Below are 20,512 nucleotides of genomic sequence, written 5' to 3'. Positions count from 1 at the left end.
TTACCTCGACATCAGCGGTCGGACCAGTGGAGCAGCGCCACCAACGGCACCGCTGCCAGGAACGCGAGGCCGATGAAGATCGTCGCGATGGTCAGAATTCCCATACCTGGAAGTGTGCAGTTCGATCTTGTTCGAAACATCGGCCGCGCCGGTAGACCTCTGGTAGGAGATCTGTGACCGTCGGCTACGACCAAAGTCGTACGAGGTCAGGGTCTGCCGCCATTCGGGATTCTTGACCCGCCGATCAGGCGACTGCTCCATTCGGGGGTGGGGTGTGCGTCACTCGGAGTCACGCAAGATAGTTAGCGTCGCATACCTTTAACACGTGTTCACCACGCGCCCCGAACTCGTCGGCACCTTCGGCATGGTCGCTTCGACCCACTGGCTGGCCTCGGCCTCCGCCATGGCCGTTCTGGAGGACGGCGGCAACGCCTTCGACGCCGCGGTCACCGCCGGATTCGTGTTGCAGGTGGTGGAGCCGCACCTCAACGGCCCAGGCGGCGAGGTGCCGATCATCTTCTCGGCGGCAGGGGAGGCCCCGCGCGTGCTCTGCGGGCAGGGAGTCGCGCCGGCAGGAGCGTCCATCGAGCACTACACCGGCCTCGGCCTGGACCTCGTCCCCGGCAGCGGCCTGCTGTCCGCGACGGTGCCCGGCGCGTGGGACGGCTGGCTCACTCTTCTGCGTGACCACGGCACCAAGTCGTTGCGCGACGTGCTCGATCGGGCAATCGGCTACGCGCGCGAGGGCTTTCCTCTCGTCGAACGCGCGGTGCACACGATCTCGATGGTCTCGGACCTCTTCCGCGACCACTGGCCCACCTCGGCCGCGCAGTGGATGCCCGACGGCGTCCTGCCCGCGCCCGGCGGCCGGTTCCGCAACCCGAAGCTCGCCGACACCTGGGAGTGGCTGCTCGCCGCCGCCGAGGCCGCGGGCTCCGACCGCGAGGCGCAGATCGAGGCCGCGCGCAGGGCCTGGTCGCAGGGGTTCGTGGCCGCGCAGATCGACGAGTTCTGCCGTTCGGAGTTCCGCGACGACTCCGGCCGCGACCACGCGGGCGTGCTGACCGGTGCCGACATGGCGTCGTGGGAGGCCTCCTACGAGGACGCCGTCGTGGCGGACTTCGGCGAGTGGTCGCTCGTGAAGGCCGGCGCGTGGACGCAGGGACCCGTGCTGGCGCAACAGCTCCGGCTGCTGGAGGGCTACGACCTGTCCTACGTGGACGGCAGGCCGACCGCGGAGACCCTGCACCTCGCCGTCGAGGCGGCGAAGCTCGCGTTCGCGGACCGGGAGGCCTGGTACGGCGACGCCCCGGACGTGCCGCTGGAGACCTTGCTGTCGCGTTCGTACGCCTCCGAGCGCCGCGCGTTGATCGGCGACACCGCGTCGTTCGAACTCCGGCCCGGCTCACCCGACGGCCGGAACCCGTTGCTGCCCAAGCACATCACCAGCGGACCGTCCCAGCTGGTCTCCGACCCGACCGGTGCGATCGGGGAGCCGACGGTGGAACGCTCCGGCGTGACGCGGGGCGACACGGTGCACGTGGACGTCGTGGACCGCTGGGGCAACATGGTCTCGGCGACGCCGTCCGGCGGCTGGTTGCAGTCCTCGCCGACGATCCCGTCGCTCGGCTTCTGCCTGGGCAGCCGTGCCCAGATGTTCTGGCTGGACAGGGATCTGCCGAACTCGCTCGCCCCTGGCAAGCGCCCGCGGATCACGCTGTCGCCGTCGATGGCCCTGCGCGACGGCCGGCCGGCCCTGGCGTTCGGCACGCCCGGTGGCGACCAGCAGGACCAGTGGCAGCTCGGCTTCTGGCTCGCGCACCAGGCGGGGCTGAACCTGCAGGAGGCGATCGACTCGCCGATGTGGCACTCGAACGCGTTCCCGAGCTCGTTCTACCCGAGGGCCTGGACGCCGGGAGAACTCGTCATCGAGTCCCGCGCCGGCGCGGACGTCCTGGCAGCGCTGCGCGAGCGGGGCCACCAGGTCGTGGACGCGGGCGAGTGGACGCTCGGCCGGATGTCCGCCGTGGCAAGGGATGCCGCGGACGGACTGCTGCGCGCCGGTGCGAATCCACGCGGCGCGCAGGGGTACGCGGCAGGCCGTTAGGGACGGCTGTCGACGACCTTGGAACCGTCGTGGATCATCTCCACGTTGGCGCCACCGAAGTTGTGCAGCGTGGACACACCGGCGCTGTCGCCGAGCTCGCTGATCTTGCCGACCGGGTCGACGTCGGGCAGCTGCGGTGCGGCGTGCGCGGTACCGGCCAGCGCGGCGAGCGCACCTGCGGCGATACCGGCGGAAGCGACGATCTTCTTGATGCCCAAGGCGTTCCGCTCCTAGAAAAGTGGAACGGCGCCCGATTCGAGGGGGAGGGAATCGGGCGCCGCCCCGGCCAGGAAAGTTCTGGTCGGATCAGATGTCGAGGTGCGCGAAGCCGTGCGGGTTGCCCTGCGGCTCGTTGAGGCCGAGCAGCGTCGCGGCCGGCAGACCGGTCGCACCGGCGTCGACGTTCTCGACGATCGCGTCGAGGTTGGCGTCCTCGGCGTTGATCGCCTGGATCTTGCCGGCGGCGTCGGCGGTGTCGACGGACGCGAGGTTGCCGACCTGGGCGACGTCGCCCAGCTGACCACCGAGGTCGGGCTGCGTGTTGGCGGTGACGTCCGCGTGGTCGGCGGCGTGCGCGGTACCACCCAGGCCGAGCATGAGCGCGGTGCTGCCGAGGGCGACAGCGGCCCCCGCGACGGTCTTCCTGAGGTTCATGGGCGCGAACGTTTCGTGTCCGGGCCCCCTACATCAAGCTGCGTAACTCAGGAGAGGGAAGTTCTTCATCCTTTCAGGGGCAGCCAGCGCAATGCGGCCGTGCAAACCCGCTCCTCGCCCCGCCACACCGATATCGCGTACAGGCCCGGTTTCGTTCCGGCCCGCGACATGAAGTCGTGCGCGCACTCCCGCGTGTACTGCCGCCTCCACGCGTCGCCTTTCTTTATGTACCAACCGTGGTCGACGACCTCTTCGGTGTGCTCGTGCACCAGCGCGCCGTCAGGCAGCCGGCGGTGGTACTCGATGCGGTGGAGGTGGTCCATGACCAGTACGTTCCTCACCGCACCCAGCGAGTGAGAATCTCAAATTCCGGATCTTGCCCGTAACGTTCGGGCCGTGGCTGAACCCACGTTCCGGCAAAGGCGCCTCGGTGAGGCGTTGAAACTGCTGCGCGAGCGCTCGGGCCTGAGCCAGCGGGAAGCGGCAGAGCGGATCGACTACAACGTCCCGAAGCTCAGCCGCATCGAGAACGGCCAGGTGCCGGACATCCACGCCTTGCGGGCCATGCTCGACATCTACGGCGTGATCGGAGCCGAGGAAGAGCCATTTCTGGAGATGTGGCGCCGTGCGACCGAGAAGGGGTGGTGGAAGCCCCATCGCCCGGAGGACCTCGACTTCATCGACCTGGAGCAGGACGCCTCCGTCATCAAGACCTTCCAATCGGGATACATCCCAGGCATGGTGCAGTCCCGCGGATACATGCGCGCGGTCTTCGCCAGCTCACGATCACAACGATCGAAGGTGTGGGTGGACGGTCAGATCGCGGTTCGAACGCGGCGACAGGATCGACTCACCGGGGACAACCCGGTTCGATACCACGCGATCATCGCCGAGTCCGCGCTCAAGCACGCGGATCGCCAGCAGTTGTTGCACATCAACCAGGTCGGACTGCTACCCAACGTCACCGTTCAGGTCGTATTGGACATGGCCGGGCTGCACGACGGGCACAACGGTCCATTCACCCTGCTGGAGTTTCCGTACGCAGGAGACCCCAAGGTGCTCTACGTCGGGCACGCCGCTGGATCGTTGCAAATCGAAGATCCCGAACGTGTGAAGGCCAGTACCCTTACCTTCAAGCACCTCTCGACGCTGGCGTTGAACCCCGATGAGTCCGCCGCGTGGATCGAGAGGTTGGCTGCCGAGAGGTAGGGATCGAAGTGTCTGTTGTGTGGCGCAAGAGCAGCCGCAGCAGCAATCAGGAGAACGCCGACTGTGTCGAAGTCGCGCTGAACGGCCAGGTCGCGCGCGTGCGCGACTCCAAGAGCCGGGTGAGTTCGGAAGTCGCCGCGCCCCACTGGGCGTCGTTCATCAGCGCCGTGAAGCGCGGCGAGTTCGAAAAGGACTGACGGGCCGGGCTAGGCGATGGCCCCCGGCGGCAACTTCAGCTTGAACGGCAGCGTCGTCACGACGGCGAGATCCGATGCCGTCGCCTTCATCAGCGTGGGAGCGTTGCGCGCGCCGGGTTCAGGCAGGTCCAGCAGCCTGTCCACGGCCTCGACCAACGGGCCCTCGTAGATCCACACGGCCTGAGCCGGACGAGCGGAGTCGCGTACCGCGGGAAGTCGTCCCGCGCGCGCCTCGGTCTCCGACCAGAACAGGATCGAGTCGATGAAGCCTCTGCGCTGCTTGAACGCCATGATCCGGTCGAGCTGCCCGGCGTCGTCCCTCAGGTGGAGGAACTGGAAGCCACTCTCGCGCAGCTCGATGACCTTGTTCAGTGCGTGGTCCATGGCGCACCTACCCCTGTGAGGTCCCCTTCGGGTGACGATCAGTCATACGACCCGAAAGGATCGTACGGTAAGTCAACGTTCCGCCGTAAGACGTACTCCGAACGAGTATCTCAATTGGTGGACGTTTGTGGCGCAGGGTAATCGTTGGCCTTCTTGGAAGAGGAAACGGCCAGGAGGACCGCTACGGTTCGCACCAAGAACGCCAAACCGCCCAATGTGACTAATGTCACGGTGATCAACATGTGTCGCCTCCGGGATGGGTGACCTACACAGGTAGACGTGTAGCACCGCGGGGAGGTTGTACGTACCCGCCACGCCGACAGCGGGCGGTCGGGCAGAATCCCAGGCGTGGACTTCGAGGTCGTCAAGAAGCAGGCTCTGGACTTCAGGCAGGAGCTGCTCACGCGCAAGGAACAGCTCCAGGTCGACTTCGCCTGGTACCCGTACGACACGATGGCGAACATCTACCACCTCGACGCGCTGCTGACCGGCGCTCGCAGAGACCTCTTCACGCAGGTCGCGGGTGGCACGGTCGCGGACATCGGGGCGGCCGACGGCGACTTCGCCTTCTTCCTGGAGCAGCGGCTCGGGTGCGCTGTCGACCTGATCGACAACCCTCCGACCAACTTCAACGCGGTGCGCGGTGCGCGGCGGATGCGCGAGGAGCTCGCGTCCGAGGTGCAGATCCACGAGATCGACCTCGACACCCAGTTCCGGCTGCCGCGCGACCACTACGACCTGGTCTTCTTCCTGGGCATCCTCTACCACCTGAAGAACCCGTACTACGTGCTCGAGGAACTGGCCAAGCGGGTCGACCGGCTGGTGGTCTCGACGAGGATCGCGCAGCTCTCCCCTGACCACGGGACCGACTTCGCGCACCTGCCGGTGGCCTACCTGCTGCACCCGACCGAGGCCAACAACGACTCCACCAACTTCTGGATCTTCTCCGAGGCCGGGCTCCGCCGGATCTTCGACCGGACCGGGTGGGCGGTCGAGGACTACGTCAGCGTGGGTGTCACGGAAGGTTCCGACCCCGCGCACGCCGACCGCGACGAACGCGCGTTCGCCCTGCTGCGCAGCACCCGCCGATGAACAGCGCTGGAGACGGATTCATGGAGTTGGACCGCCGGATCGAGTGGACCGGGGAACGCTGCGTCCCGTGGACCGAGGACACGCAGGTCGTCTACGAGCACTACCACCGCTACGCGCTCGCGAGGGATCTCGTCGCGGGCAAGCGGGTCCTCGACCTCGCCAGTGGTGAGGGCTACGGCTCGGCCATGCTCGCCGAGGTGGCCGCGGAGGTCGTCGGGGTCGACATCGACGAGCCGTCGGTCGAGCACGCGCAGCTGAACTACGGCGGCGCCGCGCTGAGGTTCGTCGTCGGGTCCATCACCGACCCCTCGGTGCTGGCCGACGCCGGGTCGTTCGACGTGATCACCTGCTTCGAGGCGATCGAGCACGTCACGGACCACGCCGGGCTGATGGAACTGGTCCGCGCGCGGCTGGCGCCCGGCGGTCTCCTGCTGATCAGCACGCCGGACACCGAGGTCTACAGCCACCAGCACGACAACTGCAACGAGTTCCACCTCAAGGAGCTCACCGAGCGCGAGTTCGGCGACCTGCTGGACGCGGAGTTCGCCAACGTCGCGATGTTCCGGCAGAACGTCGCCGTCGGCTCGGTCATCACGGCGACCAGCACCGGCGAGGGCTCGGTCAGCACGCACACGGCGAGGGCGAACGGCGACACGTGGTCGGTCGAGCGCGGTCTGCCGCACACCTACCTGTTCGCGGTGGCCTCGCAGGGCTCGCTGCCGGCGCTGCCCGCGGCCGCGATCATGCTCGACCCCGAGCTGAACCTGGTGCAACGCAGCGTCGGTCAGCTGCGCGCGCTGTACGAGGACAACAGGGCTGAGGTCGAGCAGCTCAAGTCGACGATCCAGAACCTGGAGCAGCACCGCCAGACCGAGGAGCGGGACAAGCTGTCCGCGCTGGAGTCGGTGCGGGCGTCGCACGCCGAACGCGAGCGGCTCTCGGCCGAGCTGCACCAGGCGGTGCGCACCGCCGACCGGTCGGCGGCCGTCGTCGAGTGGATGCAGGACTCGGCCACCGTGCTCGAGCAGCGCGCGATTCGGGCAGAGGCCGAGGTGCAGCGGCTGCGCAAGCAGGTCGACGAGCAGAACGCGCTGGTGCAGCGCGCACTCGGCAAGTACCGCAGCGTCGTCGAGAAGGTGGCACCGCGCGGCGGCCCGTTGCGCGACACCTACGAGAGGGCGCTCGGGCGGCAGCCCGGCGTCGTGCCGGAGACGCCTGCCGAGCCGCGGACGCCCGTCGCCGTCCACACCAGTGACAAGCCGCTCGTCAGCATCATCATCCCGGTGCACGGCAAGTGGACGTACACGCGTCAGTGCCTGCTGAGCATCAACGCCGTGCACTCCACCGTGCCGTTCGAGGTCATCGTGGTCGACGACGCCTCGCCGGACGACAGCGCGGAGAAGCTCGCGGCGTGCACCGGCGTCCGGCTGGTCCGCACACCGCGCAACCTGGGCTTCATCGGCGCCTGCAACCTCGGCGCGGAGAAGGCGCGCTCCGAGCTGCTGCTCTTCCTCAACAACGACACCGAGGTGACGCCCGGCTGGCTGGAGGCGCTGGTCGAGACCGTGAACTCGGACGACAGGATCGGCCTCGTCGGCGCCAAGCTGGTCTACCCGGACGGCACCCTGCAGGAGGCCGGCGGCATCATCTGGTCCGACGCGACGGGCTGGAACTACGGCCGCAACGGCGATCCGAACGACCAGGCCGTCAACGTCGTGCGGGACGTCGACTACTGCTCGGGCGCGGCGATCCTGGTCCGGCGCGACCTCTTCGAACGGGTCGGCAGGTTCGACACGCGGTTCGCGCCCGCCTACTACGAGGACACCGACCTGGCGTTCGCGATCAGGGACTCCGGGTACCGCGTCGTCGTGCAGCCGAAGTCCGTGGTGGTGCACCACGAGGGCATCTCGCACGGCAAGGACGTCAGCAGCGGTGTGAAGCGGCACCAGGAGCTCAACCGCACGGTGTTCGCGGAGAAGTGGGCCGACGCGCTCAGCCGCCAGCTGCCCGGCCCGAGCGAGGTGAACCTGTGGCTCGGCCGCCAGCGCGCCCCCTTCGAGGGCGGTGGTCCGCTGGTGCTGGTGATGGACCACCAGGTGCCGCTCACCAGGATGGACTCCGGGTCCGTGCGCATGCGCGCGGTGCTGGAGCAGCTGGTCGGACTCGGCTGCCGGGTCGTGTTCTTCCCCGCCAACGGCAGCGAGCCGCAGCCGGACACCGACGAGCTCCGCAAGCTCGGCATCACGGTGCTGACCCAGAACGAGCGGCAGTGGCAGTTCCTGCGCGAGGCGGCCTCCGCGCTGTCGTTCGCGTTGCTGTCCCGGCCCAACGTCGCCTGGATCATGCTCGAGGAGCTGCGCACGCGGGCTCCGCAGTGCGTCATCGCCTACGACACCGTCGATCTGCACTTCCTCCGCCTGGAGCGGCAGGCGGCGGTGACCGAGCTCGACGGGAACGCCGAGGAGGCGCTCGGGTTGCGCCGCAAGGCCGACGCCGTGCGGGAGCTGGAGCTCGGCCTGGCGCGGGCGACCGACGTGACGTTCGTGGTGTCCGAGGCGGAGCAGGCCCTGCTGGCGCAGCTGGTGCCGACCGCGGACGTGCGGGTGCTGTCCAACGTCCACACCGTCGACTGGGCACCGGCCACTGTGGACGGTCGCACCGACCTGGTGTTCATCGGGGGGTACGACCACCTGCCGAACCGGGACGCGGCGCAGTGGCTGGCCAAGTCCATCATGCCGTTGGTGCGCAAGGAGATCCCGGACGCGACGTTGCGCATCGTCGGTTCCAACCCGACGAAGGACGTGCAGGCCCTGCACGACGAGGACGCCGGTGTGGACGTCGTCGGGTTCGTCGACGACCTCGGTCCGGTGTACGCGCGGGCGCGGATCACCGTGGCGCCGTTGCGCTACGGCGCCGGGGTGAAGGGCAAGATCGGGCAGAGCGTCAGCGAGGGCGTTCCGGTGGTGGGCACGGCCCTGGCGCTGGAAGGCATGTACCTCGTGCCGGAGCAGGACGTGCTCGTCGGTGACACCGAGGAGGAGATCGCCGCCGCGATCGTGCGGCTGATGCGGGACGACGACCTCTGGTACCGGCTTTCCGCTTCCGCCAAGGAGAAGGTCGCGGAGCAGTTCGGCCCGCAGGTCGCCCGCACGGTGCTGGAAGGCTTGCTCAAGTAGCAGAACGCGAAAGGGCCCCGAGTCGCCTCGGGGCCCTTTCTGCTGTCGCGCCGACTACCGCACGGTCGGGGGAGCGAACGCGAGCTGGTCCTTCAGCAACTGCTTGAACTGGGTCTCCGCCTCGGTACCCGTGTCGGCGGAGGTGAAGACCTCCACGACGACCGCCTTGTTGTAGTAGACGTACACGCCGCGCAGGACCTTCTTGGCGGGGTCGGTGACGACCTTGACGCCCTTGTAGGCGAGGTCCTTGTTCTCCTTCAGCGCGGACTGGTCCTCCAGGTAGCCCGCCACCACCTTGCTCGCCGCGGCCTGGTCCGAGACCGCCATGACGATGACGCTCAGGGTGTTCTTGCCGTCGGTCGTGGTGCTCAGCGTCGCCTCGGTCATCCCGCCGGCGATGAGCGCGTCGGTGGTCTTGCCGACGAGCAGCTTCTGCGCCGCCATCTTCGGCAGGTCGAACTGCCCGCCGCCAGGCCGTTCGGTGCCGGGCAGCGGACCGAACGCCGAGTCGGCGCTGGCGCCCGCGTCCGGCTTCTGCGCGGGGGGCTCGGGGAGCGGCTTGCTCGTGGGGGCGGCCGACGTCGAGCCCGTGTCCACGGGCGGCTGCGCCTGGTCGTCCTTCCTGCTGTTGAAGAAGAAGTAGCCGCCGACGCCGAGACCGGCCACCAGCAGCACGATGATCACGATGCCGACGATCTTCTTGCCCTTGCCGGACGACTTGCCTGCCGAGTCGAAGACCTCGGGGCCCTGGTTCCACGACGGCGGCGCGAAGGAGTCCTGGTCGCCGCTCAGCCACGGCGGCGGTGCGCCGGTCTGACCGCCCTGCCCGCCCTGCCAGCCGCCCTGGGAGAACTGCTGCGGCTGCCCGTAGTTCGGCTGCGGGAACCCGCCGCTGCCCGGCACCACCTGGGTGGCGTCCGGGTTGTGGCCGCCGCCGTTGACGGACACGACCTGGGTCTTGTCCGAGTTCTGCTGGGGCGCCTGCTGAACGGGCTGGGGACCGCTCACCGGCTGGATGTACTGGGTCTTCTCCGACGGGGGCGCCGTCTGCCACCGCGTCTGAGGCGCGGGCGAGCCGCCGTCGGACTGCACACCGGTGCTGCCCGCCAAGATGGCGTCACGGCGCTGCCGGTAGTCATCGGCGGACACGCGGCCGCTCGCCAACTCGGCGTCGAGCTTCTGCAACTCGTCCTGCCAACTCACAGTGGCCCCCTGCCGATGCGCTCATCCTGAAACCGCGCCATTGTCGCACCTGTTCACGACTGACTTCGGGTTGAGGGTAGTTGCTCGCGACGACTCGTTCCGGAGGGGTGACCGCTCCAGTTATCGACTCGTAGTGATGGCGGCGCACGGGTGTTCCGGACGGACCGATCGGGCGTTACCGGAACTGTTCGGCCATCACGGGTGCAGGCGGCGCCACAGGGCGTTTCTGCTTGCGCCGCCCGTACGTGAGGAAGCGCAGAAGTACTTCCAGGGGGCCGCGAATGCCCGCGAGGTGCATGCCCAGCGCCAGCACGACGGTGGCGAGCCAGGTGAGAATGCCGATGAGCGACGCCTGCGCGACGCCGATCTCGTAACCGAGGCCGCCGATGGTGAACAAGGCGGTCCACGAGACGGACTGCAGGACGTAGCACGTCAGCGAACGCTCGCCGGCCGCGGCGATCGCCACCATCAGCAGGTTCGGTGTCTTCACCCGCGCCGCGATCCACCCCATCAACGCGGCGTAGCCGAGACCGCCGGGCAACATGCTGACGGTGTGCATGATGGCGAGCGGCCTCGGCACGTAGTCCACCACCTGCGCGACCTTCAGCGCGAGCGGCAGACAGCCGACGATCATGAACCCGATGCCCGCGATCGCGGTGTTGCGCAGGAACCGCACGTGCCGCTCGGGTTCCGTGAGCATCCGGTGCCGCGCGGCCCACATGCCCAGCACCATCGGCACCAGCACGGCCGCCGGCCACACCACGGTGTGCAGCGCCCAGGTCGCGATCCCCTCCGGCAGCACGCCGTCGACCCTGATGACCCCGAACGCGGACAGGAGGATGTAGCCGAGGTGCACGACCATCCACCCGCCGGCGAGCGCGAGCAGCGACTGGTCGCGCCAGACCATGGTGCTGACCAGGATCAGTCCGAGCACGCCGTAGGTGCCGAGGATGTCGGCCTCGAACAGGAAGTACGCGTGGAGGCCGCCGAGCACGATCATCCAGAAGCAGCGCTTGATGACGACCCAGCGCGCCACGGGCCAGGTGGCCTGCCGGCTGGCCATCTGCACCAGCCCGTAGCCGAACAGCGCCGCGAACAGCGGGAGCGGCTGCCCGTCGACGAAGACCATCTGCACACCGGCGATCGCCTTGTCGAGCGAGGTGCCGTCCGTCGGGTAGTAGCGGTGGGTCGTGGGGTGGCCGCGGATGAACGAGTGCGCGTGCGAGAGTGCGATCAACATCAACATCAAGCCGCGCGCAAGGTCGGGCGCGAGCGACCGCTTGCTCACTGTGTGCATCTGATTCCCCAGCGTCTCCCCGCACTACTGTGGTGCGTGACCTGGGAATATACTTGGCGAAAGCGTCGCTTTCAGCGGTTTGCGCTCCACCGGTGCGAAGTGTGGCCGGCTCGTCACGGTGGCTCCCCGTGTTCGCCTTGATCTACGAATGGCGCATTCCGGCGACCGTGAACCAAATGGGACTTGTTTTCCCTGGTGGGTGGCCTTAGCGTCCGTGGGCGAAGCCATGCACACCGCGCGGCGGGGGAATCGCGGTACGTCGGGGGTCGTGTCGCGTCGCTGCGGTGGCCTATCACTGGGGAGATTCGACTTGTACGCACCACGTGCGCGTGGTGCCGCGCGCAGATCGGCCGTGTTCGCGGCCGTTCTGGCGTTGACGGCCACCACCACTTTCACCGCGTCCGCGCAGGAGGACCCGGTCACGCCGGGCACGGAGGTCACGGCTCCGAGCACGCCGGCGTCGACCGAGAACCCGCCACCGTCCACTCCGGACCAGCCACCCGTGACCGAGACGCCGGTCTCCGAGACCCCGGTCAGCGAGACCCCGGCCGGCAAGCCAGAGGAGAAGCCGGCGGACCAGCCCGCCGACAAGCCGGAGGAGAAGGCCGCCGAGAAGCCGGCCGAGCAGGAGCAGAAGCAGGACGAGCCCGTCGCCCGCGCGGACGTGAAGGCCACGGCAGAGGTCGTCGGGTCCGGGCCGTTCCTCATCGGTCAGACCGTGACGGTCAAGCTCACCGTCACGAACACCTCCGCGGTCGAGGCGACCGGCGTCTACGCGTACCAGGAGCACGTGTCGGGGCCGTACTACTCCGTCGACCTGGACGGCTGGGGCGACCTGAGGCCGCCGTTCGGCCAGCCGTCGACGACGAAGTTCGCCGCGGGCGAATCGCGGACCTACACCCTCACGGGCAAGGCGTACTCGGGGTTCGGCGTCTCGAAGTCCACCTTCCGCGTCTACGCCGCGAACGACGCCAGCCCGTACGACGGCCACGCGAGCGTCGAGTTCACGGTCAGGGAGCCCGTCAAGACCGGCACCATCAGCGGCGTCCTCTGGGGCGACGCGAACGGCAACGGCGTGCAGGACGCGGGTGAGGGCCTCGTCGGCGCCACGGCGTACCTGTACGGCGGTGGCGACCCGAACGTGACCCCGAAGACCCGCACGGACGCCAACGGCCGCTTCACCTTCACCGGACTCGAACTGCGGACCTGGGGGCTCAACTTCAACGAGCTGCCGGGCGGCTGGGTCGCCTACTACAGCAACGAGAACCTCCAGGTGGACGGCAGCGACTCCACCTCGAACCTGAGCTACCGGGCCGTCCGGCCGCTGACCGACCAGCTGAGCGCGTCGGCGCGCTTCACCTCCACCGACCACGTGGCCGGTGGACCCGCGACCGTGGAGATCACCCTGACCAACCGGGGCGGCGCCGACATCACCGACGTCGTCGAGGGCTGCAACCGCGCGGGGATGGGCCCGCACGTCGGGTTCCCGAACGGGCTCGGTGACCTCGACTGGACCAAGGGGGCGACGATCCCGGCCGGCCAGAGCCGGGTGTTCACCGCCGCCGCGACGATCCCGGCCGACGCCGAGAACTACGGCTACGCGTTCATCGGCTGCGACTTCGGTCCGCGCGACGGCATCATCCACGGCTTCCCCGGCGTGTTCGAGTACGTCAAGATCGGCGACCGCCGTTCGGACGCCTACGGCTCGATCTACGTGGACCGCGACGACAACGGCTGGGCGAACGGCGACGAGCACCTGAACGGCGTCCCGTTCAGCCTCGTCGACCCGAGGACCGGTGCCGTGGTGTCGACCGCGAGCGGTTCGGGCGAGTACGGCTACGCGCACTTCAACGACATCCCGGTCGGTCTGTACCGGATCGTCGTCAACGGGCCGTGGAAGCTGAAACACCCGGAGGGGTACGTCGGCGTCCAGGACTGCGCCGTGTGGTGCCAGAACGGCTGGGCGATCGAGGTCGTTCCCGCCGACGAGCCTGGTGGCACGCCGGGTGGTGGCGAGCCGCAGCCCGAGACGCCCGCGCCTCCGAGGGTCGTGCAGGCGGACATGTTCCGCCCGGTGGCGGCCGCGAGCCCGCTCGCTGACACCGGTGCGAGCGTCGAGGGCCTGGCCCTCGTGGGAGCGCTGACGCTGCTGCTCGGTGGCGCGTCGTTCTTCCTCGCGCGCCGCAGGACGGCCTAGGACAGGGGCTAGCTCAGCAGAAGATCAGTCCGCACGGCCTCGTGGTCGTGGTCGTCGTCACCGGCGGCCGCGGCCTCGTGGTCGTCGTGGTCACGGGCGGCGGCTGGGTCGTCGTGACGACGACGCTCGACTGCGGGGTGGTGGTCTTCGGCGTCGAGGAAGGCGCGGAGGACCGGGACGAGGAGGACGACGACGGTGCGGAGGATGAGCTCGACGCCACTGTCTGTGACGGAAGCTCGGAAACCGTCGGCAGCAGCGAAGGCGTGTTGATGAGTGAGACACGCGCCGGTCTGTCGCTGTCGGGACCCTCCGGCTCGGCCTCGATCAGGCCTCCGGCATAGGTCCCGAGCACGCCAAACGCGGCGACGACCACGCCGACCACAGCTCCGGTGAGGAGCCGCGTCGGCCCACTTTTCGCCCCGAACACCCAGATTGGGTATCGCGTTCACTCGATTGGGTCAAGAAGACCGGTCTTTTTCTACTCGTTCACACCTTGGTGACCGTCACGCCGACCACTCCCTGTGACAGGGGTGCGATCGTCTTGAACGCCTTGGGCGTCAGGTCGACGCAGCGGCCGGTGATGAACGGGCCGCGGTCGTTGATCCGCACGGTCACCGTCTTGCCGTTGGAGTTGTTCTTCACCTTCACGCGAGTGCCGAACGGCAGGGTCTTGTGCGCGGCGGTGAGCTTGTTGGGGTCGAAGCGCTCGCCGCTCGCGGTCGTGCCGCCGCCCGAGTAGTAGGAAGCCTTGCAGGTCTCGGCGGAGGCCACGGGGGAGAAGAGCACGGCGGAGGTGGCGAGCGAGGCCAGCGTGAGGCCGGCGGCCGCGAGGATCTTTGTCATGGTGCAAGCAACTCACCCCGCGGCAAAGGGACGCCTAAAGCGCGCCTAACCGGGGAACTGCTCGGCCGCGGACACCAGGAGGTGCCAGTCGCCGTCCGGCAGAGTCCGCAGCCGGTCGAGCAAAGCGGACATCCTGGACAGCAACGCTGGGTGATCGCCCCAGAAGGAATGATCTACTCTCAGTAGAGCGGCGAGCAGGTCGCCGGGGTACAGGGACACGGCTCGCAGCGGGTCCCGTTCGACCTCCTCCAACGCCAGCAGCGCCGTCACGTCGAGCCCCACCTGGTGCGTGACCAGCAGGTGCAGCGACGTCGGGGTCAGCTGGCCCACCGGTAGGTCGCGCAACGCGCAGAGGTCCCGGTAGAGCTGGGTCGACGACGCGTCGGGTCTGCGCCAGTCGTCTTCGCTGAGGTGCGCCAGCGTCCTGTCCCGGTCCACGCACCCATGGTCCTCGCAAACCGGCTCGCTAGCGGGCCGACTGAGGCAACGGTTCGGCATTGGGCGACTGCCAACCCACCCGGACGAGCACCTCGCCCTCGTGCAGCAGCGGTTGCGACGCAAGTCCCCACACGGTCGATGCGAGCACCACGGCACTCACGGCCTCGCCGACGCTCAGCCAGTCCTCGCCGAGCATGCGCAGGAGAACGCCGTTGCGCCGCGCGACGAGCTCCATCTCGCAGTTCTCGGCGCGGGCCGCGTGCAGCAGCCACGTCAGCGCCGAGTCCGGCACCTCGTCGGGCAGGTAGGGGCGCGGATCGGCTCTGCGCAAGGAGATCGCGGCGGCGGAGGCGACCTCGCAGGAGAACGGGTCGAGCTCCCAGCGCGGGTGCACCGACGCCACCTGGCCGTCCTCGTGCGGCGCGCGCAGCACGTGGCAGTCCCAGCCCATCGCGGACAACGCCACCCGCACGTGGTGCAGAACCGCACCACACGCGAGCAACGCCGTCTGGTCCGCGCGTGTCGTCACCAGCTCAAGACACTCGTTGCCGTTGCGCCATCGCCACGGCGGAACGATGCCGAACGACGGCGCCCGCGCCGCGAGCTTCAGGACTTCCTCGACGGTTCCCGCGTCTGGTGTGCGCACGCTGGTCCTCATCCCGCCAGCATCCCGAAGCTCGGCTGCACGGAACCTGCGTCACGACTGCGCGGCCGCGACCACCGAGGCCACGGTCATGGCGGCACCGCGGGCGAAGTGCTCGTCGTACTCCTCGGGTCCCAACGCCTGACGGCACAAGGCGACGCACTGGTCGTGTGAGGCGGCGAAGTTGGCCGACCCGAACAAGGGCAGCCCAACGGACTGCCACACCCGGTCAGCGCCTCCCAACAACAACGCGGCGTGTGCGGCCGAACCGGTGATGACCGAGATCAGCGCCAGCAGCTCCACGGACACCGCGATGCCCAGCAGGTCGTGGAAGCTCTCCTTGATGCGCAACGACGTCGTGGCCAGCTCACGGGCCTCGGCGACGTCCCCGCGTCCCATCGCCACGAACGCCAGGACGTACAACGCGAACGCGCGCGCCCACAGCTCACCGTTCTCCTCGCACACAGCGCGCGCTGCAGAACAGATCTCCGTCGCACGGTCGAGTTCGCCACCGAACGCCACGGTGATCGCCAACGCCACCCGCGCCATCACGACGTTGCTGTCCATGTGCCCCAACTCGGCGTGCCTGCGATCGGCCTCGGCCAGCAGGGTCGCGCCCAGCGGCAGGTCGTCGTCGAACACCGCCGCCGCGCCCTGCACGTACGTCGCGTAGACGTCGGCGTCCTCGTCGCCCAACGCCGCCGCCTCGGTCCGGCAGGCCTCCAGCAGCGCCGGCACCGCGGCGGTGTTGCCCTGCAGGGTCGCCAGATATCCGGTGACCCACAACGCCTTGCAGCGTGCACGAGACGGCTCGGTCTCCAACGACAAAGCCCAGTTCAGCCAGTGCCGCCCCTCGGCGAACCGCCCGCAGCCCACCCAGTAGAACCACAGCGTCGCCGCCAGCCGCAGCCCCGAGTCGGCCTCGCCGGGCGTCGTCAGCGAGTACTCCAGAGCCGCGCGCAGGTTGCCGCGTTCCGCCGCCATCGCACCGACCGTCGCGGCCTGCCGCGGCGTGAACCAGGCCCGTTCCCCTTGCAGCGCAATGCCTGTGTACCAGTCACGATGGCGCGCCTTCAGCCGTGACTCCTCATCGCTCGCACGCAGTCGCGTCTGCCCGTACTGGCGCATGGTCTCCAGCAACCGATAGCGCGCCACGCCCGCGTGTTCCTCGCGTTGCAGCACGGACTTGTCGACCAGCCCGTCGACCGCGTCGAACATGAAGTCCGCAGTCAGCGCGTCGTCCGAGCACACGGCCTCCGCCGCGGTGAGGTCGAAACTGCCGGCGAAGACCGATGCCCGCGCCCACAGCAGCTGTTCGCGCGGCGAACAGAGGTCGAAGCTCCACTCCATGGTCGCCAGCAGGGTCTGGTGCTGGGGCAACGCCGTGCGGCCCCCGTCGGTCAGCACCCGGAACCTGTCGTCGAGGCGTTCCAGCAACTGCGCGGGTGTCAGCGCACGCACGCGCAACGCGGCCATCTCGATCGCCAGCGGAATGCCGTCCAAACGGCGGCACAGGTCCGTCACGGCTCGCTCGTTCTCCGCCGTGATGACGAACGAACCGGGAATCGCCGCATCGGCGCGTTGGGCGAACAACGTCGCTGCCGGATAAGGCACGGACAACGGCGCGACGGACATGACTTGCTCGCCATAGACCCGTAGCGCGCGCCGGGACGTGGCGATCACACGGAGCTTCGGCGCGACGCGCAGCAGCGTGTCCACCAAGACCGCACAGTGGTCCACGACGTGCTCGCAGTTGTCCAGCACCAGCAACGCTTCTTTGCCCTCCAGGAACTCCGTGAGGACGCTCAACCGGCCGCGCCCGGTCTGGTCCACCACCCCGAGCGCTTCGGCGACGGTGTGGGGCACCAGGGCCCGGTCGCGCAACGCCGCGAGCTCGACCAGCCACACGCCGTCCGGCGGCTGCTCGCCGCGCGCCACGTGGATCGCGAGCCGCGTCTTGCCCACCCCTCCGACGCCGATCAGCGTCACCAGCCGGTGCTCGCGGATCAGGTTCGCGACGTGCTCGGTCTCCGGCCGGTCGACGAAGCTCGACCTGTCGGCCGGGAGGTTGCCGCGCACCGGCACCGGGACGTGTTCGGCCAGGTCGAGGCGGGGATCGGCGGTCAGCACGGCCTGTTCCAGATCGCGCAGCCGGGTGCCGGGTTCGATGCCGAGCTCGTCGACCAGCACGCCGCGCGCCCGGTGGAACGCGGCCAGCGACTCGGCCTGCCGCCCGCACCGGTACAGCGCGATCATCAGCTGCTCCCACAGCCGTTCCCGAAACGGGTGCTGCTCGACCAGCGAGTTGACCAGCGGCGCCACCGCGGCGTGCTCGCCCAGCGCCAGCGACGCGTCCATCAGGTCCTCGGTCGCGTCCATCCGCAGGTCGGTGAGCCGCGCCGACTCCTGCCGCGTCCACTCGCCCGGCCGGCAGTCCGCCAGCGGGTCGCCGTTCCACAACGCCAGCGCCTCGCGCAGCATCTTGGCGCTCTCCAACGGCTCGGCGCTCTGCCGTGCTGCTGCGACGAGCGCTTCGAACCGTGCGACGTCCACGGTGTCCGCGGACGCGTTGAACACATAACCCGGCTCACGGGTCATGATCAGCTCACCCAGTCCGGCGTCGCGGATCTGCCCCCGCAGGCGCGCCAGCAGGCTGTGCAAGGTCTTCGTGGCGGTCGCCGGTGCCTCGTCCGACCAGAGCGCGTCCACGAGCGCGCTCCTCGGCACCGTCTCTCCCGGGTTCAACGCGAGCCGTGCGACCAAGGTCCGCTGACCGGCACTGCTGAGTTGAACTGCTCCGTTCGGACCGGTGAGTTCGAGCGGTCCGAGCAGCCGGATGATCACGTTATTCGTCCTGTCGTCAGCCCCCGACAAAGGCCGGAACCGCGCAAAGATATCGCAATGGAATTCGACCCGAGAATCAACGCCCAGCGGGTGACCGCATACGCCGACCTGCGTGCCGTGCTGGCTGATCCGGTGACGTTCTCCTCCCGGAACATGACTGGTCCGCAGGTCGCGGCCGTGGCGGCGATGATGCCACCGGAGCAGCGGCGATTGCTCGAATTGATGTCCTCGCTCAACGCGGCGGACGGAACCAGGCACGCCCGAATTCGTGCGGCGGCGAATCAGAAATTCACCCCAACGGCCGTGCGCCGAATGGCTGACTCATTAGGGGAACGCGCGAGGACACTTTTGGACGAACTGCCGGAAGAAGCCGACTTCGTCAGCGAGTTCGCCGCCCCGTTCGCGCTGGGCGTCGTCGGTGACGTGCTCGGCGTGCCCGAAGCGGACTTCCCGTTGTTCCGCGAGTTCGTGGCACCGGTGCTCGAACTGACGAGCGGCGACGAGGTCAGCGAACGCGTGCTCGGCTCGTACTTCGCCGGGATGAACGAGTTCTGCGCCTACTTCGGCCGCTCCGACGCGTTCCGCGGCGGCCAGCTCTCCGAACAGGAACGCCTCTCGCTGTGCCTCGCGATCGTCGTCGCCGGCACCGACTCCACGACGAACATGCTCGCCAGCACGTTCCTGCGACTCGACGCGGAGGAACGCCGGCTGGGCGGTGTGGTCGAGGAGGTCGTGCGCCTCGACGCCCCGTTCACGGGCTTCTTCCGCACGGCGACCTGCCCGGTGACGATGGCCGGCGTGAAGATCGCCGAGGGCGAGCACCTGTTCCTCGACTACGCGGCCGGCAACCGCGACCGGAAGGTGTTCACCGAGGACTTCGACCCCGGCAGGCCGTCCGTGCCCGCTCACCTGGGCTTCGGGCACGGACCGCACTACTGCCTCGGAGCCGGGCTCGCCCGGCTGGAGGGCCGCGTCGTCGCCGAGGAGCTGCTCGGCCGCTCGGCCGAGGTGGCCGAGCGACCGGGCGACGTCCGCTACCGCAGGCACCTCATCAGTCACGGGCCCGCGGCGCTGCGGTTCAGACCAGGGCGGCGTCGAGCGTGATGTTCTCGACGGCGGCGAGCGCCTTCGAGACCGGGCAGTTCGCCTTGGCGCCCTCGGCGGCCGCGACGAAGTCCTCCTGCGACAGGCCCGGCACGTTGGCGCGCACGGTGATGTGGATGCCGGTGATGCCCACGCCCGCCTGGAAGCTGACCTCGGCCTTGGTGTCGATCGAGGTGGGCGGCGTGCCCGCACCGGTCAGGCCGTGCGACAGCGCCATCGAGTAGCAGGCGGAGTGCGCCGCGGCGATGAGCTCCTCGGGGCTGGTCTTGCCGCCCGCCTCCTCGGCGCGCGCCTTCCAGTCGATGTCGAAGCTGCCGCTGTTGGAGGTGGCGAGGCTGACGTTTCCCTTGCCCTCGACGAGGGAGCCTTCCCAGTGCGCGTTTGCCGTCTGCTTGATGGCCATGGTCTCCAGGTCCTTTGCCGAGCGGGCTCGATCGGGGTGAGCGAGCTGTCTGGGACCACCCTTTCACGGGTGGGCCAGGAGATCACCTCGAGAACCACTGGACGGGATCCGCGACAGGAAAAACGAAAGAAGCCGGCGTCCTGGTGGACACCGGCTTCTTTCGAGAGCGGATGACGAGACTCGAACTCGCGACCCTCACCTTGGCAAGGTGATGCGCTACCAACTGCGCTACATCCGCACTGCCTTACAGGGGAGAACTATACAACAGGGGTCAGACGGCATCTTGCGAGGGGGGTGCCAAACCGGCCAGCAGTTGATCTACCTCGTCCAACTGCTCCTTCGGCCAGCGCCACTCCCACAGCGCCCGCACCTTCGCCAGCACGTCGACCGGCAGCCAGGCCGCCACCTCCTCGCGGAGGTCCCAGTCGTCGAACACGTGCTCGTAGAAGCTCACCAGCGCGGCGTTCTCCAGGAACTGCTCCGGCTGGTGGAAGCACCAGTGCGCGAACCCGTACGCCCTGCGCAGCACGTCGTCTGCCTGCTCGCGGTGCGCCTCCTGGGCCAGCTGCGACAGCTCCGAGAAGAAGACGTGGCAGGACCACTCCTCGGTCTCGGCGACAGCACGAAGTTCCGGCACGAGGGCCGAAGCGCGTTCTCGCCAGTCCACCACGGGCGTGACGATAGTCGCTCGATCTTGTCCGGCCGATCCTCCGACGCCCAC

20 protein-coding genes and 1 tRNA gene are annotated in these 20,512 nt (G+C 68.8%); 8 read left to right on the top strand and 13 right to left on the bottom strand.

Annotation, left to right across the window (positions count from 1 at the left end; all coding sequences use genetic code 11):
- Positions 1–325 precede the first annotated feature (325 nt).
- Entirely contained in the window at positions 326–2,107 is a 1,782-nt protein-coding gene (locus ACQEU1_RS26485; RefSeq protein WP_433207042.1) for a gamma-glutamyltransferase family protein, read from the top strand.
- Here ACQEU1_RS26485 and ACQEU1_RS26480 read toward each other — a convergent pair.
- The 3 genes from ACQEU1_RS26480 to ACQEU1_RS26470 all read right to left on the bottom strand — a co-directional run bounded on the left by ACQEU1_RS26480 (position 2,104) and on the right by ACQEU1_RS26470 (position 3,102).
- The gene (locus ACQEU1_RS26480) at positions 2,104–2,325 is read right to left on the bottom strand and encodes a hypothetical protein (RefSeq protein ID WP_433207039.1); all 222 of its coding nucleotides are present in this window, start codon (positions 2,323–2,325) and stop codon (positions 2,104–2,106) included. The genes ACQEU1_RS26485 and ACQEU1_RS26480 overlap by 4 nt on opposite strands.
- 88 nt (positions 2,326–2,413) lie before the next feature.
- A complete protein-coding gene (locus ACQEU1_RS26475) occupies positions 2,414–2,761 on the bottom strand; it encodes a hypothetical protein (protein WP_433207036.1) in 348 nt (115 codons plus the stop codon).
- Between the two features lie 65 nt (positions 2,762–2,826).
- Positions 2,827–3,102 carry a hypothetical protein gene (locus ACQEU1_RS26470; RefSeq protein WP_433207033.1) on the bottom strand — a complete coding sequence of 92 codons (276 nt, stop codon included), beginning with the start codon at positions 3,100–3,102 and terminating at the stop codon, positions 2,827–2,829.
- 55 nt (positions 3,103–3,157) lie between these two features.
- Between ACQEU1_RS26470 and ACQEU1_RS26465 the strand changes: the two genes are divergently transcribed.
- Together ACQEU1_RS26465 and ACQEU1_RS26460 are read left to right on the top strand one after the other, a co-directional pair.
- Positions 3,158–3,970 (top strand): helix-turn-helix domain-containing protein, encoded by an 813-nt coding sequence (locus tag ACQEU1_RS26465; protein WP_433207030.1) that lies wholly within the window; start codon positions 3,158–3,160, stop codon positions 3,968–3,970.
- A gap of 17 nt (positions 3,971–3,987) precedes the next feature.
- Complete coding sequence (locus ACQEU1_RS26460) at positions 3,988–4,167, top strand: DUF397 domain-containing protein (protein ID WP_433207027.1); 180 nt, start codon at positions 3,988–3,990, stop codon at positions 4,165–4,167.
- A gap of 9 nt (positions 4,168–4,176) precedes the next feature.
- On the opposite strand, the gene ACQEU1_RS26455 is transcribed toward ACQEU1_RS26460, so the two are convergent.
- Positions 4,177–4,551, bottom strand: a complete 375-nt coding sequence (locus ACQEU1_RS26455) for a hypothetical protein (protein WP_191302224.1) — start codon at positions 4,549–4,551, stop codon at positions 4,177–4,179.
- Positions 4,552–4,899: 348 nt separating this feature from the next.
- On the opposite strand from ACQEU1_RS26455, the gene ACQEU1_RS26450 reads away from it, so the two are divergent.
- Both ACQEU1_RS26450 and ACQEU1_RS26445 read left to right on the top strand, forming a co-directional pair.
- Positions 4,900–5,643, top strand: a complete 744-nt coding sequence (locus ACQEU1_RS26450) for a class I SAM-dependent methyltransferase (protein WP_433207023.1) — start codon at positions 4,900–4,902, stop codon at positions 5,641–5,643.
- Between the two features lie 20 nt (positions 5,644–5,663).
- On the top strand, positions 5,664–8,819 hold the full coding sequence (locus ACQEU1_RS26445; RefSeq protein WP_433207020.1) for a glycosyltransferase: 3,156 nt from the start codon (positions 5,664–5,666) through the stop codon (positions 8,817–8,819).
- Between the two features lie 54 nt (positions 8,820–8,873).
- On the opposite strand, the gene ACQEU1_RS26440 is transcribed toward ACQEU1_RS26445, so the two are convergent.
- Both ACQEU1_RS26440 and ACQEU1_RS26435 read right to left on the bottom strand, forming a co-directional pair.
- Entirely contained in the window at positions 8,874–10,022 is a 1,149-nt protein-coding gene (locus ACQEU1_RS26440) for a hypothetical protein (RefSeq protein ID WP_433207017.1), read from the bottom strand.
- A gap of 175 nt (positions 10,023–10,197) precedes the next feature.
- On the bottom strand, positions 10,198–11,262 hold the full coding sequence (locus tag ACQEU1_RS26435) for a DUF418 domain-containing protein (RefSeq protein WP_433207014.1): 1,065 nt from the start codon (positions 11,260–11,262) through the stop codon (positions 10,198–10,200).
- Positions 11,263–11,629: 367 nt separating this feature from the next.
- Between ACQEU1_RS26435 and ACQEU1_RS26430 the strand changes: the two genes are divergently transcribed.
- Together ACQEU1_RS26430 and ACQEU1_RS26425 are read left to right on the top strand one after the other, a co-directional pair.
- Positions 11,630–13,516, top strand: coding sequence for an SdrD B-like domain-containing protein (locus tag ACQEU1_RS26430; protein WP_433207011.1), 1,887 nt, complete (start codon positions 11,630–11,632; stop codon positions 13,514–13,516).
- Between the two features lie 47 nt (positions 13,517–13,563).
- Complete coding sequence (locus ACQEU1_RS26425; RefSeq protein WP_433207008.1) at positions 13,564–13,857, top strand: hypothetical protein; 294 nt, start codon at positions 13,564–13,566, stop codon at positions 13,855–13,857.
- A 145-nt stretch (positions 13,858–14,002) separates the two neighbouring features.
- On the opposite strand, the gene ACQEU1_RS26420 is transcribed toward ACQEU1_RS26425, so the two are convergent.
- From ACQEU1_RS26420 to ACQEU1_RS26405, 4 genes are read right to left on the bottom strand one after another with little or no spacing between them, the layout of a single operon-like run.
- Complete coding sequence (locus tag ACQEU1_RS26420) at positions 14,003–14,359, bottom strand: septal ring lytic transglycosylase RlpA family protein (protein ID WP_433207005.1); 357 nt, start codon at positions 14,357–14,359, stop codon at positions 14,003–14,005.
- Between the two features lie 45 nt (positions 14,360–14,404).
- Entirely contained in the window at positions 14,405–14,797 is a 393-nt protein-coding gene (locus ACQEU1_RS26415; RefSeq protein WP_433207002.1) for a contact-dependent growth inhibition system immunity protein, read from the bottom strand.
- 28 nt (positions 14,798–14,825) lie between these two features.
- Complete coding sequence (locus ACQEU1_RS26410) at positions 14,826–15,455, bottom strand: hypothetical protein (RefSeq protein WP_433206999.1); 630 nt, start codon at positions 15,453–15,455, stop codon at positions 14,826–14,828.
- Between the two features lie 39 nt (positions 15,456–15,494).
- Positions 15,495–18,284 carry a BTAD domain-containing putative transcriptional regulator gene (locus ACQEU1_RS26405; RefSeq protein ID WP_433206996.1) on the bottom strand — a complete coding sequence of 930 codons (2,790 nt, stop codon included), beginning with the start codon at positions 18,282–18,284 and terminating at the stop codon, positions 15,495–15,497.
- A 312-nt stretch (positions 18,285–18,596) separates the two neighbouring features.
- Between ACQEU1_RS26405 and ACQEU1_RS26400 the strand changes: the two genes are divergently transcribed.
- A complete protein-coding gene (locus ACQEU1_RS26400; protein WP_433206993.1) occupies positions 18,597–19,388 on the top strand; it encodes a cytochrome P450 in 792 nt (263 codons plus the stop codon).
- Here the strand turns inward: ACQEU1_RS26400 and ACQEU1_RS26395 are convergent.
- From ACQEU1_RS26395 to ACQEU1_RS26385, 3 genes are all read right to left on the bottom strand, one after another.
- A complete protein-coding gene (locus ACQEU1_RS26395; protein WP_433206989.1) occupies positions 19,363–19,791 on the bottom strand; it encodes an OsmC family protein in 429 nt (142 codons plus the stop codon). The genes ACQEU1_RS26400 and ACQEU1_RS26395 overlap by 26 nt on opposite strands.
- Before the next feature lie 165 nt (positions 19,792–19,956).
- A tRNA-Gly gene (locus ACQEU1_RS26390) sits at positions 19,957–20,029 on the bottom strand.
- Between the two features lie 33 nt (positions 20,030–20,062).
- Complete coding sequence (locus tag ACQEU1_RS26385; protein ID WP_433206986.1) at positions 20,063–20,461, bottom strand: DUF7674 family protein; 399 nt, start codon at positions 20,459–20,461, stop codon at positions 20,063–20,065.
- Positions 20,462–20,512 lie beyond the last annotated feature (51 nt).

Source organism: Lentzea sp. CA-135723 (assembly GCF_050936595.1).
Lineage (GTDB): Bacteria > Actinomycetota > Actinomycetes > Mycobacteriales > Pseudonocardiaceae > Lentzea.
This window is presented reverse-complemented; position numbering and strand designations above follow the sequence as displayed.

What these genes read in the sequence shown, in the direction of transcription:
- ACQEU1_RS26435 (WP_433207014.1), bottom strand. Translation starts at nt 11,262, where the DNA reads ATGTTGATCGCACTCTCGCACGCGCACTCGTTCATCCGCGGCCACCCC.
- ACQEU1_RS26420 (WP_433207005.1), bottom strand. Translation starts at nt 14,359, where the DNA reads ATGACAAAGATCCTCGCGGCCGCCGGCCTCACGCTGGCCTCGCTCGCC.
- ACQEU1_RS26455 (WP_191302224.1), bottom strand. Translation starts at nt 4,551, where the DNA reads ATGGACCACGCACTGAACAAGGTCATCGAGCTGCGCGAGAGTGGCTTC.
- ACQEU1_RS26395 (WP_433206989.1), bottom strand. Translation starts at nt 19,791, where the DNA reads ATGGCCATCAAGCAGACGGCAAACGCGCACTGGGAAGGCTCCCTCGTC.
- ACQEU1_RS26475 (WP_433207036.1), bottom strand. Translation starts at nt 2,761, where the DNA reads ATGAACCTCAGGAAGACCGTCGCGGGGGCCGCTGTCGCCCTCGGCAGC.
- ACQEU1_RS26410 (WP_433206999.1), bottom strand. Translation starts at nt 15,455, where the DNA reads ATGAGGACCAGCGTGCGCACACCAGACGCGGGAACCGTCGAGGAAGTC.
- ACQEU1_RS26400 (WP_433206993.1), top strand. Translation starts at nt 18,597, where the DNA reads ATGGCTGACTCATTAGGGGAACGCGCGAGGACACTTTTGGACGAACTG.
- ACQEU1_RS26445 (WP_433207020.1), top strand. Translation starts at nt 5,664, where the DNA reads ATGGAGTTGGACCGCCGGATCGAGTGGACCGGGGAACGCTGCGTCCCG.